This window comes from Rubellimicrobium sp. CFH 75288 (assembly GCF_009904055.1).
In the GTDB taxonomy this organism is placed as follows: domain Bacteria; phylum Pseudomonadota; class Alphaproteobacteria; order Rhodobacterales; family Rhodobacteraceae; genus Rubellimicrobium.
This window is the reverse complement of sequence record NZ_WYDP01000003.1, coordinates 407,557-419,186: the sequence shown is the minus strand read 5'-3', so window position 1 is coordinate 419,186 and position 11,630 is coordinate 407,557. Positions and strand designations below refer to the sequence as shown.

The window sequence follows — 11,630 nt, the reverse complement described above, 5'->3', positions numbered from 1 at the left end:
GGGTCAGCCCTTGACCGAGCCCGCCATCAGGCCGCGCACGAAGTAGCGGCCGGCGACGATGTAGACGAGGAGGGTGGGCAGCGCGGCGAGGATCGCGCCCGCGAAATGCACGTTGTATTCGCGCACGCCCGTGGAGGAGTTGACGAGGTTGTTGAGCGCCACCGTCACGGGCGCCCCCGAGCCCGCCGCGAACGAGGCGCCGAACAGGAAGTCGTTCCAGATGTTGGTGAACTGCCAGATGATCGAGACGACGGCGATGGGCCCAGACACGGGCAGCATGATGCGCCAGAAGATGCGGAAGAACCCTGCCCCGTCGATCTGCGCCGCGCGCACCAGCTCGGTCGGGAAGGCCGCGTAGTAGTTGCGGAAGTAGAGCGTGGTGAAGCCCAAGCCGTAGACCACGTGGACCAGCACGAGTCCCCAGGTTGTGCCCGCCAGCCCGAGGATTCCCAGCGTGCGGGCCATCGGGATCAGCACGATCTGGAACGGAATGAAGCAGGCGAACAGCATCAGCCCGAACAGGATCGTGTCGCCGCGAAAGCGCCACTTGGTCAGGATGTAGCCGTTGAGCGCACCGAGCAGGGTCGAGATCGCCACCGCCGGCACGACCATGAGGATCGAGTTGATGAAATAGGGCCGGAGACCCGTGGGTTGCACGCCGATCTGCGCCGTGGACCAGGCAGCCATCCATGGCTCGACGGTCCATTCCCGCGGCAGCGCCATCATGTTGCCCCCGGTGATCTCGCCCAGGGGCTTTACCGAGTTGATGAGCATGATGAAGAACGGCAGCAGGTAGAACAGCGCGAAGAGCAGCAGCACGAGGTAGATGAACACGCGCGTGACGCGCCCGGTGCGCACCGCCGTCTCCTGCGAGGGCACGGGGGCCGCGCGCAAAGCCGGCCCGGCGAGGGGGTTCTGCGACAGCGTGCTCACCGGTCGCGCTCCCTCAGCTCGGCATAGAGGTAGGGCACCATGATGGCCGCGATGGTCATCAGCATGATGACGGCCGAGGAGGCGCCCACCCCCATCTGGTTGCGGGTGAAGGTGTAGGAATACATGAAGGTCGCGGGCAGCTCGGTCGCCCGGCCCGGCCCGCCGCCCGTCAGCGCGATGACGAGGTCGTAGCTCTTGATGGCAAGGTGGCTCAGGATGACAAAGGCCGACAGGAAGGCCGGCCGCAGCAGCGGGATGACGATCCGCCGGTAGAGGTTCCAGGTCGAGGCGCCGTCGATCTGCGCCGCCTTGAGGATCTCGTTGTCGATGCCCCGGAGGCCGGCGAGGAACATCGCCATCACGAAGCCGGACGTCTGCCACACCGCGGCGATGACGATCGTGTAGATCGCCATGTCGCGATCCTTGATCCAGCCGAAGGTGAACGTCTCCCAGCCCCACAGCCGCATCGTGTTCTCGAGTCCGATGCCGGGGTCGAGGAACCACTTCCACGCGGTCCCCGTGACGATGAAGGAGAGCGCCATGGGATAGAGGTAGATGGGCCGCAGCACCCCCTCGCCCCGGATCTTCTGGTCGAGGAAGATGGCCAGCATCAGGCCGATCGCGGTGCAGATGACGATGTAGAGCGAGGCGAAGATCGCCAGGTTGGCCAGCGCCGTGTGCCAGTGCGACAGGCCCCAGAGCGTGCGGTAGTTCGCGAGTCCGACCCAGTCGTGGCTGGGCAGCATCCGCGAGTTCGTGAAGCTCAGGAAGACCGTGTAGAGGATGAACCCGTAGACGAAGAACAGGATCAGCGCGAGCGAGGGGGACAGGACCAGCTTGGGCAGCACGTCCTGCAATCGCGTGCGCCAGTCCACGCCCGGTCGCACTGTGGCAACGGCCATGTCTCCCCTCCTCCCTGTGGCAGCGGGGAGGGCGCACCCTCCCCGCCGGATCGGATCACATCGCCGCTTCGACGGCGTTGACCAGTTCCTCGGCCGCGGTAGCCGAGTCGTATTCGCCGTTGAAATGCGCGGTCACGACGTCGTAGATCGCGTTCTTGACGGCGGCCGGATTGGCGTGCCCGTGCGCCATCGAGCCGAGCAGGGTGCCCGCCTCGGACGCGGCGGCAAGGTCGGCCATCCCCTTCTTGCCGCAGGCATCGAACGCCTCATCCGAGATGTCGGTCCGCGCGGGGACCGAGCCCTTGACCGTGTTGAAGGCGATCTGGAACTCGGGGCTCATGATGTTCGAGGCCATGGCCGCCTGCGAGGCGCGCGCCTCCTCGGAGGCCACGTCGAACATCGCGAACTGGTCCGAGTTGAAGGTCACGGCACCCTCCGTGCCGGGGACGCGGAAGCACAGGATGTCCTCGCCCGGCGTCAGGCCGGCATTGATGAACTCGCCCTTGGCCCAGTCGCCCATGATCTGGAACCCGGCCTCTCCGTTGGCGACCATGGCCGAGGCGAGGTTCCAGTCGCGGCCCGAAAAGTTGGGGTCCACGAATTCCCGGAGTTGCGCCATCCGGTCGAACGCCTCCACCATCGTCTCGGAGCCCAGCGCCTCGGGATCGAGGTCGATGAAGGCCGCCCGGTAGAAGTCCGGTCCGCCCGTGGACAGCACCACGCCGTCGAAGATCGTGGCCTCCTGCCAGGCCTGACCGCCATGGGCCAGCGCGATCTTGCCCGAATCCTGCACCGCCTGCAGCGCGGCGATGAACTCGTCCCAGGTCTCGGGCTGTTCCGTCACGCCCGCCTCCTCGAGGACGGCCGCGTTGGCCCAGACCCAGTTGGTCGAGTGGACATTCACCGGCGCGGCGATCCAGTTGCCCTCATACTTGGAGAATTCCTGAATGGCCTCGGGCACCACCTCGTCCCAGCCCTCGGCCTCGGCCACGTCGTTGAGGTTGCCCAAGGCTCCCTCGGCCGCCCAGTCCTGGATGTCGAAGCCCAGCATCTGCACGGCCGTGGGCGGGTTGCCCGCCGTCACCCGGGCGCGCAGGGCGGTCATGGCCGCCTCGCCGCCGCCGCCGGCCACCGGCATGTCGTTCCAGCCGATTCCCTGCTCGCCCAGCGCTTCCTTGAGCACGTTGAGCGCCGCGGCCTCGCCGCCGGACGTCCACCAGTGCAGCACCTCGACAGGCGCGCCCTCCTGCGCTGCGGCCAGCGTGCCCGCGCAGGCCAGCGCCATGGCGGCGGTCCAGGTTCTCGTCGTTCGCATCATGGTCCTCCCAGCTTTGCCATCCCCTGCCCTTCCGGGGTCAGGGGGCCGTCTCCACCCACCGCGGCCAGGTGCGCCCCAGACGCATGGCCACGGTCTTGGTCTCCAGAAACTCCTCCAGCCCCTGACGGCCGATCTCCCGTCCCTGGCCGCTTTCACGATAACCGCCGAAGGTCATCTCGGGGAAGCCGTCCATCCAGGTGTTCGTCCAGATCGTCCCGGCCCGGACGCCGCGTGCGAAGGCGAGGCAGGTGTGGACGTTCTCGCTCCAGACACCGGCCGACAGACCATAGCTCGCGTCGTTGGCCAGCGCGATCGCCTCCTCGAGGGTGTCGAAGGCGAGCACCGACAGGACGGGGCCGAACACCTCTTCGCGCGCCAGTGCCATATCGGGGCGGACCCCCTCCACCACCGTGGGCTGGTAGAACGGTCCCGGCAGGCCGGGCACCTCCAGCGGTCCGCCACCCAGGCGGAGGGTAGCGCCATCCGCCAGCGCGGCTTGGACGTGACCGTGGATCTTGCGCCCGTGCGCCTCGGAGACGAGCGCGCCGACCTGCGTGCGGGGGTCGAGCGGATCGCCGAACCGCACATGGCGGGACAGATCCACGACGCGGGCCGTGAACTCCTCGGCGATGGCGCGGTGCACCAGCACCCGGCTGCCCGAGTTGCAGCACTGACCCACGTTGAAATACACCCCGAAGGTCACGGCGTCGGCCGCCGCCTCCAGATCCGCATCAGGAAACACGGCCTGCGGGTTCTTGCCGCCCAGCTCCAGCGCCACCTTCTTGAGCGTCCCGGCCGCCGCCCGCACGATCCCCTTGCCCACCGCGGTCGAGCCCGTGAACGAGACCATGTCCACGGCGGGGTGAGCGGCCAGGACTTCGCCCACGGGGCGCCCCTCGCCTAGGACGATGTTGACCACCCCCTCCGGCAGACCCGCCTCGAGCAGCAGCGCACCCAGCATGACCGTGGTGGTCGGCGTCATCTCCGAGGGCTTGACGACGCAGGTGCAACCCGCAGCCAAGGCAAAGGGCAGCTTCTGCGACAGGATCCAGAAGGGGAAGTTCCAAGGCGTGATGATCGACACCACGCCCACCGGCTCCTTCAGCACGGCGCCCAGCATGTCGGGGCCCAGCGCGTTGTGCGTCTCGCCCACGATCCCGCGGGCGAGCCCCGCGGCGAAGCGCCACAGGTCCGCGGCCCTCTTCACCTCGCCGCGGGCCTGCGTGATCGGCTTGCCCGATTCCAGCGTCTCCCACAGGGCCATGCGTTCGTGGTCGCGCTCGATCAGGTCGGCCACGCGCAGAAGGATCGCCGCGCGCTCGCGCCCTGGCCGCGCGCTCCAGCGCCCGTCGTCGAAGGCCGCACGGGCAGCCCGGATCGCGGCCTCCGCCTCCGCCTCGCCCCCGAGGGCCGAGCGGCTGACCAGCGCGCCATGCGCCGGCGACAGCCGGTCGAGCGTGCGGCCGTCTGCGCTCGGGCGCCAGGAGCCGTCGATCAGGTGGCGCCCTTCGAACGGCTCGGGCAGCGGGGCGCCGGCGGCCGGCAGGATGGACAGGTCGCGCATGGCCTAGTCTCCCCCGAAGCGCGCGCGCCGCTTCTCGAGAAAGGCGCGCACGCCCTCCTCGCGGTCCGCGGTCGCGCCCATGGCCGCAGCGCCCAGCGCCTCGACCGAGGCCGCCCGGTCCTCGCCCGCAGCGGCATGGATCATCCACTTCGCGGCCTCCACAGCCCGCGGCGACAGGGCCGACATCCCTTCGGCGATCTCGATCGCGCGGGCGCGGGGGTCTTCGGCCACCTCCGCGGCGAATCCCAGCGCGGCCGCACGGGCCGCGTCGATCCGCCGGCCGAACAGGGCCATCTCCTTGACGACCCCCTCGGGCAGCAGGCGCAGCAGGCGCTGTGTCCCCGACCAGCCGGGCACGATGCCCACCCCCGCCTCCGGCAGGGCGATGCGCGCGGCGGGGCCCATCACGCGGATGTCGCAGGCTGCCGCAAGCTCCAGCCCCCCGCCGAAGGCCGGGCCCTGGATCGCCGCGACGGTCGGCAACGGGAGCCGCGCGAGACGGTCGAAGACCCGGTGCCCCATCCGCACCCAGCCGCGCGCGAACTCCTCCGCCGAGAGCGCACCCCAGGCCGCGATGTCCGCGCCCGTGCAGAAGGCCCGCTCCCCCTCGGCCGACAGGACCAGGGCCCGCACGCCCCGCTCCGCCTCGAGCGCGGCGCAATGGGACTCGAGCGCCTCCAGCATCGGCACGGTCAGCGCGTTGAGCTTGGCCGGATGGTCCAGCCGGATCTCCGCCACGGGGCCGCGGATCTCCAGATGCGCCGCGCCGCTCACGGCGTCCACCCCATCGGTCCCTCGGCCAGCAGGGACCGGGGCATGGGCGCCGCATCGGGCGCCACCCGCACGCGCCCGCCGCTGGCCTCCTCGATGTCGCGCGCGGGGTCGATGCCCGGCATGATCTCGGTCGCGAGCAGGCCCGATCCGGTGAGCCGGATCACGCAGCGCTCGGTGACATAGAGGACGTCCTGCCCCTGGGCCCGCGCCCGGGCGCCCGAGAAGGTCACATGCTCGACCGCGTCCACCATCTTGGGGAACCGCCCCGGCCGGACGACCCGCACCCCCTCCGCGTCCAGCGCGACCTCGGCCCCCGCCTCGAACCAGCCCGAGAAGACGATCCGCCGGGCATGCGCGGTGATGTCCACGAAGCCGCCGCATCCGGCCGTCAGATAGGGCTTCTTGGCCAGCCGCGAGACGTTGACGTTGCCATCCCGGTCCACCTCGAGAAAGCTCAGGAAGGCGATGTCGAAACCCGCGCCCTGGAAATACACGAACTGCTGGGGCGACGGGACAAAGGCATCCGCATTCGACGCGCAGCCGAAGGCGAAGCCGCCCAGCGGCATGCCCCCCACTGCCCCCTGTTCGATCGCCCAGGTGACGGCCTGCGGATGCCCCTCCTCGAGCAGGATGCGCGGCACCAGCGCCGAGATACCGAAGCCCAGATTCGCCGTCATCCCCGCGCGCAGCTCCAGCGCCGCGCGGCGGGCGATCACCTTTTCCACCCCGTGCGGAGGCAGCGAGAAGGAGGACCAGGGGCGGATGATCTCGCCCGAGATGGCAGGATCGTGCGGGGTCTCGGTGGTCTGCTTCTGGTCGGGGTCGAGCACGATCAGGTCCACGAGGTGCCCCGGTACGCGCACGTCATGCGGCCGCAGGCTGCCCGCGGCGGTCAGGCGCTTGACCTGCGCGATGACGAGGCCGCCGTTGCAGCGCGTCGCGATCGCCTGTTCGAGACCGCCGAGATAGGCCCCTTCGTGCTCGTAGGTGAGGTTGCCGCGCTCGTCGGCGGTGGTGGCGCGCAGGATGCAGACATCCGGCGGGATGTTCGGAAAGAACAGCCACTCGCCCCCGTCGAACTCGACCCGCCGCACGATGGGCCGCGCGGCCGCGCGCGGGTTCATGGCGCAGCCCTCCCGCCGCGGGTCCACGAAGGTCTCGAGACCCACCCGCGTCAGCACGCCGGGCCGCCGGGCGGCCGCCTCGCGGTGCATGTCGAACAGGATGCCCGAGGGGACGTTCCACGCCGCCACCCGATCCTCGACGATCATCCGCCAGATCTCGGGCATGGGCAGCGAGGACGGCCCCGACGGATAGGACCCCGCGATGACCCGGTCGAGCAGCCCGTCCTGCGCCAGATGCTCCATGCCGCCCACGCCGTACATGTCGCCCGCAGCGATGGGATGGATCGCGGTCAGGCCGCGCGGCCGCCCCTCCGCCGCGAAGCGCTCGCCCAGGGCGCGCAGCACCCGGTCCGGGCAGCCGAGCGCCGAGGACGAGGACACGGTGACCACCGCGCCGTCCGGGATGCGGGCGACAGCCTCCTCCGCAGAGACGAGCTTGCCCATGCCTCAGACCTCCACCGCCACGCGCCGTCCCGTCCGCGCCGCCTCCCGCACCGCCAGCGCGACTGCAAGCGAGGCGATCCCGTCGCGTCCGTCCGCCGCCGGTCGGCCGCGGCCCGCGACCGCCTCGTGGAACAGCCGCACGCCGCGCGCATAAAGGTCGTGCGGCGGGGCGGGCAGCGTCTCGCGTCCCTCCGCCGTGACCAGCTCGACCGTGCCCAGGGGTCGCTGGGTCATGATCCCGCGTCCGTAGAGCGAGCCGTCCGTGCCGTGCACCTCCACCCCCGTCTCCGCGAAACGGTGGGTGAAGCTCTCGTGCGCCATGACCATGGCTCCCGAGGGCATGGACCAGACCGACATCACCGAATCCTCGACCCCCCTTCCCATGCCGCTCTCGCCTGCCATGGCCACGACCGTCTCGGGCGTCTCGTCCAGGATGTGGCGCACGGTGTCGGCATCGTGCACGGTGATGTCGGGGATCACGCCACCGCCTGCGGCCGGATCGTCAATACGCCAGCCCTGCAGGTGCGGCGGCAGGTGCACGGCGTGGAACACCCGCACCGAGAGCACGCGCCCCACTCGGCCCGCCTTCACGGCGTCGCGCAGGGCGAGATGGGTCGCGGCGTTGCGCAGGTGGTGGTTGGTGGCGAAGACGAGACCCGCCGCCTCGGCCGCCCCGACCATCTCGCGCGCCTCCGCGACCGTCAGCGCTAGCGGCTTCTCGCACAGGACGTGACAGCCCGCCGCGACGGCCGCCAGCGCCTGCGCCCGGTGCTTCTCGTTGGTGGAGGAGATATAGACCGCCTGCACCTCGCCACCTTTCAGGAGGGCGTCGAGGTCCGTCTCGGCCCGGGGAATGCCGTGGCGCCCGGCATAGGCGCCGATCCGGTCCGCGTCCCCTCCCTGAACACAGGCGATCTCGCCGCCCTCCGACCGGATCGCGGCGATCATGTGCTCGGCCGCGATCGTGCTGGCCCCGATGAGACCCCAGCGCATGAGCCCTCCCTTGGATCGTTCCAAAGGATTACTGCCCCCGCCGAGCGCCGTCAAGGCCGCCCGCCGGTCAGAGGCCTCCGATCTGCTTCAGGGTCCGGACGATCTCCGCGGTCCCCCGGTCGTGGCGCAGACTCGCGAACAGGAAGGGACGGCCCTCGCGCACGCGGCGGGCATCGCGCTCCATGATCTCGAGCGAGGCACCGACATGGGGCGCCAGGTCGGTCTTGTTGATCACGAGAAGGTCGGACCGCGTGATCGCCGGCCCCCCTTTGCGCGGAATGTCCTCCCCGGCGGCCACGTCAATCACGTAGATCGTCACGTCGGCGAGTTCGGGCGAAAAGGTTGCCGACAGGTTGTCGCCGCCCGACTCGATCAGGATCAGGTCCAGGTCCGGGTGCCGCGCCCGCATCTGGGCCACGGCGGCCAGGTTGATCGAGGCATCCTCCCGGATCGCCGTGTGCGGACAGCCCCCCGTCTCCACCCCCATCACCCGGTCCGAGGGCAGAACCTGCATGCGCATCAGCGCCTCCGCATCCTCGCGGGTGTAGATGTCGTTGGCGATCACGGCCATCGACAGCTCGTCGCGCAGGTGCCGCGCCAGACAGGCGGTCAGCGTGGTCTTGCCTGCACCGACGGGTCCGCCGATGCCGACCTTGAGAGGACCGTGGGGCGAGGTCATGGCGTCTCCTTCTCATGACCGGAACAGGCGTGGCTCCAGCGTTTCGTGCCGCAGGGAGAGGATGTCGGGCCAGAAGGCCGCGCCGCCAAGATCCTCAAGCGTGGTCCGCTCCGCCTCGACCGCCAGCGCGGTGCAGAGCGGGCCCAGCGCGACCAAGGCCCGTTGCCCCTCGGTCTGGCCCAGGGGCATCAGCCGCTGCCCCGCCGCCACGAGGTTCGTCGCAAACGCCTGCAGCGCCAGCGGCAGCAGGACGGACAGCGGCACGCCCGCCAAGCGCGCGGCCCGACCCAGCGCCACCGGCCAGGACGCGTCGGGCAGGTCCCAGCCATGCACCGCGCGCAAGGTCGCGGCCAGCGCCGCACCCTGCGCCAGCGTCTCCTCCCGCCGCTCGGGCGAGGGAGCCAGCGCCGCCGCCAGCTCGGCCAGCTCCGCGAGGTCCTCCTCCCCACGCCAGGCGGCCGCGGTCAGCACCGCGTCAGTCCAGCCCGCCCCGTGGCGCAACAGGGCGGCGATCCAGAGGCGCAGCGTCGTGCCGTCGCGCACCGCGCCCTCGGCCACCGCCTGCTCGAGACCGTGCGACCAGGCGAAGGCCCCCGTGGGAAAGGCCGGCGAGAGCCAGCGCGCCGCCAGCAAGAGCGCGCCGTCATCCACGGTGATCCCCGTGCGCATGCGCATAGGCCCCGCCCTCGGGCTCGAAGGGCTCCTCCACCTCGCGCAGCTCCGCCCCCAGGCCCCGCAGCATGGCGGCCAGCACGTGGTCGCGCCGGATCAGCAGCCGGTCCGCCTCGATCCGGCAGGCCGCATGGCGGTTGCCGATATGCCAGGCCAGGCGCGCCCGGTCGCCTCCCCGCACCTCGAGCAGCGGTTCGGGCGCGGCCGCGACCTCCACCAGCCGGCCATCCTCCAGCACCAGCGCCGATCCGGGCGCAAGGCGCACCGCCTCCGGCAGGTCGGCCAAGAAACCCTGCCCCGCCTCGGTCACCAGGCGGCGGCGGCGCAGGTGGCGCTCCTCGTGCGTCAGGACGACGCGCCCCGCAGGCGCGCTGTCCAGCGGCGGGAAGCGGACGGTCCGGGCAGGAGGCAGATCGCTAGCCACCAGCCCTCTCAAAACAGGAAGTAGCGCTGGGCGAGCGGCAGCACCTCCGCCGGCTCGCAGACCAGGGGCTCGCCGTCGGCGCGCACCTCGTAGGTCTCGGGGTCCACCTCGATGCGGGGCAGCGCGTCGTTGAGGCGCATGTCCGCCTTGCTCAGCCCCCGCGTTCCGCGCACCGGCACGACGTCCTTTGCCAGCCCCAGCGCCTCGGCCACCCCCGCCTCGGCCGCCGCGGCGCTGACAAAGGTCACCGCGCCCCGCTCGAGGCTGCGGCCGAAGGCGCCCCACATCGGCCGCATGGCAACCGGTTGCGGCGTCGGGATCGAGGCGTTGGGATCGCCCATCTGCGCCATGGCGATCGTGCCGCCGACCAGCACCATCTCGGGCTTGACGCCGAAGAAGGCTGGATGCCACAGGACCAGGTCCGCGCGCTTGCCCACCTCGACGCTGCCCGTCTCGTGCGCGATGCCGTGGGCGATGGCGGGGTTGATCGTGTACTTGGCCACGTATCGCCGCGCGCGCAGGTTATCGGCCCTCCCGTCGCCGGGCAGCGCACCGCGCTGGACGCGCATCTTGTGCGCCGTCTGCCAGGTGCGCGTGATCACCTCGCCCACGCGCCCCATCGCCTGGCTGTCGGACGCGATGATCGAGAAGGCGCCCATGTCGTGCAGGATGTCCTCGGCCGCGATCGTCTCGCGCCGGATGCGGCTCTCGGCAAAGGCCACGTCCTCGGGGATCGACCGGTCGAGGTGGTGGCAGACCATGAGCATGTCGAGATGCTCGTCCACCGTGTTGACGGTGAAGGGACGCGTCGGGTTGGTCGAGGCGGGCAGGACATGGGGCTCTCCGCACAGGCGGATGATGTCGGGGGCATGGCCCCCGCCCGCCCCCTCGGTGTGAAAGGCGTGGATGGTCCGCCCACCGATGGCGCGGATCGTGTCCTCGACGAATCCCGCCTCGTTCAGCGTGTCGGTGTGGATCATCACCTGCACGTCCCAGGCATCGGCCACGCGCAGGCAGGTGTCGATGGCCTTGGGCGTGGTGCCCCAATCCTCGTGCAGCTTGAGGCAGGCCGCACCCGCGCGCACCTGCTCCTCCAGCGCAGCAGGCAGGCTCGCATTGCCCTTGCCCGCGAACATCAGGTTGACCGGAAAGGCGTCCGCCGCCTGCAGCATCCGGCCCAGATGCCAGGGTCCCGGCGTGCAGGTCGTGGCCAGCGTCCCGTGCGCGGGGCCTGTGCCGCCGCCGATCAGCGTGGTGATGCCCGAGGCGAGCGCCTCCTCGACCTGCTGGGGGCAGATGTAGTGGATGTGGCTGTCGATGCCCCCGGCGGTCAGGATGCGCCCCTCGCCGGCGATGATCTCGGTGCCCGGTCCGATCACGATGGTCACGCCCGGCTGGGTGTCGGGATTGCCTGCCTTGCCGACCCCCGCGATGCGCCCGTCGCGCAGGCCCACATCGGCCTTCACGATGCCGGTCCAGTCGAGGATCAGCGCGTTGGTGATGACGGTGTCTGCCGCCCCCTCGGCGCGGCTGCGCTGGGACTGGCCCATCCCGTCGCGGATCACCTTGCCGCCCCCGAACTTCACCTCCTCGCCGTGGATCGTCAGGTCGCGCTCGGGCTCGATCCACAGGTCGGTGTCGGCCAGACGCACCCGGTCCCCGACGGTGGGACCATACATCGCGGCATAGTCGCGGCGGGAGAGACGGGCGGGCATGACGAGGCTCCTCGGGCTGGCTCCAGCGGAAGACGAGCGACGAGCGCCTGTCAAACAGGCGAGGCGCCCGGACGAGCGGCGTCCGCGG

At 70.9% G+C, this 11,630-nt stretch carries 11 protein-coding genes; all 11 read right to left on the bottom strand.

What is annotated here, in order from left to right; all coding sequences use genetic code 11:
- Nucleotides 1-3 precede the first annotated feature (3 nt).
- The 11 genes from GT358_RS05310 to ureC all read right to left on the bottom strand — a co-directional run bounded on the left by GT358_RS05310 (nt 4) and on the right by ureC (nt 11,542).
- Nucleotides 4-879, bottom strand: coding sequence for a carbohydrate ABC transporter permease (locus GT358_RS05310; protein WP_166581630.1), 876 nt, complete (start codon nt 877-879; stop codon nt 4-6).
- 50 nt (nt 880-929) lie between these two features.
- Complete coding sequence (locus GT358_RS05305; protein ID WP_166581531.1) at nt 930-1,835, bottom strand: carbohydrate ABC transporter permease; 906 nt, start codon at nt 1,833-1,835, stop codon at nt 930-932.
- 55 nt (nt 1,836-1,890) lie between these two features.
- Nucleotides 1,891-3,150 carry an ABC transporter substrate-binding protein gene (locus GT358_RS05300; RefSeq protein ID WP_166581530.1) on the bottom strand — a complete coding sequence of 420 codons (1,260 nt, stop codon included), beginning with the start codon at nt 3,148-3,150 and terminating at the stop codon, nt 1,891-1,893.
- 40 nt (nt 3,151-3,190) lie between these two features.
- Nucleotides 3,191-4,717, bottom strand: coding sequence for an aldehyde dehydrogenase family protein (locus GT358_RS05295; RefSeq protein ID WP_166581529.1), 1,527 nt, complete (start codon nt 4,715-4,717; stop codon nt 3,191-3,193).
- A 3-nt stretch (nt 4,718-4,720) separates the two neighbouring features.
- Entirely contained in the window at nt 4,721-5,500 is a 780-nt protein-coding gene (locus tag GT358_RS05290; RefSeq protein ID WP_371416222.1) for an enoyl-CoA hydratase/isomerase family protein, read from the bottom strand.
- Nucleotides 5,488-7,059, bottom strand: coding sequence for an acyl CoA:acetate/3-ketoacid CoA transferase (locus tag GT358_RS05285; RefSeq protein ID WP_166581528.1), 1,572 nt, complete (start codon nt 7,057-7,059; stop codon nt 5,488-5,490). The genes GT358_RS05290 and GT358_RS05285 overlap by 13 nt, the downstream gene beginning before the upstream one ends.
- 3 nt (nt 7,060-7,062) lie before the next feature.
- Nucleotides 7,063-8,052, bottom strand: a complete 990-nt coding sequence (locus tag GT358_RS05280; RefSeq protein ID WP_166581527.1) for a Gfo/Idh/MocA family protein — start codon at nt 8,050-8,052, stop codon at nt 7,063-7,065.
- A gap of 67 nt (nt 8,053-8,119) precedes the next feature.
- Entirely contained in the window at nt 8,120-8,731 is a 612-nt protein-coding gene (gene ureG, locus GT358_RS05275) for an urease accessory protein UreG (protein ID WP_166581526.1), read from the bottom strand.
- A 12-nt stretch (nt 8,732-8,743) separates the two neighbouring features.
- A complete protein-coding gene (locus tag GT358_RS05270; protein WP_166581525.1) occupies nt 8,744-9,400 on the bottom strand; it encodes an urease accessory protein UreF in 657 nt (218 codons plus the stop codon).
- Nucleotides 9,375-9,827, bottom strand: a complete 453-nt coding sequence (locus GT358_RS05265) for an urease accessory protein UreE (protein ID WP_371416221.1) — start codon at nt 9,825-9,827, stop codon at nt 9,375-9,377. The genes GT358_RS05270 and GT358_RS05265 overlap by 26 nt, the downstream gene beginning before the upstream one ends.
- An 8-nt stretch (nt 9,828-9,835) precedes the next feature.
- Complete coding sequence (ureC, locus tag GT358_RS05260) at nt 9,836-11,542, bottom strand: urease subunit alpha (protein WP_166581524.1); 1,707 nt, start codon at nt 11,540-11,542, stop codon at nt 9,836-9,838.
- Nucleotides 11,543-11,630 lie beyond the last annotated feature (88 nt).

Coding starts and splice junctions, on each gene's coding strand:
- GT358_RS05305 (WP_166581531.1), bottom strand. CDS start 1,835: ATGGCCGTTGCCACAGTGCGACCGGGCGTGGACTGGCGCACGCGATTG.
- GT358_RS05300 (WP_166581530.1), bottom strand. CDS start 3,150: ATGCGAACGACGAGAACCTGGACCGCCGCCATGGCGCTGGCCTGCGCG.
- GT358_RS05295 (WP_166581529.1), bottom strand. CDS start 4,717: ATGCGCGACCTGTCCATCCTGCCGGCCGCCGGCGCCCCGCTGCCCGAG.
- GT358_RS05285 (WP_166581528.1), bottom strand. CDS start 7,059: ATGGGCAAGCTCGTCTCTGCGGAGGAGGCTGTCGCCCGCATCCCGGAC.
- GT358_RS05280 (WP_166581527.1), bottom strand. CDS start 8,052: ATGCGCTGGGGTCTCATCGGGGCCAGCACGATCGCGGCCGAGCACATG.
- ureG (WP_166581526.1), bottom strand. CDS start 8,731: ATGACCTCGCCCCACGGTCCTCTCAAGGTCGGCATCGGCGGACCCGTC.
- GT358_RS05270 (WP_166581525.1), bottom strand. CDS start 9,400: ATGCGCACGGGGATCACCGTGGATGACGGCGCGCTCTTGCTGGCGGCG.
- ureC (WP_166581524.1), bottom strand. CDS start 11,542: ATGCCCGCCCGTCTCTCCCGCCGCGACTATGCCGCGATGTATGGTCCC.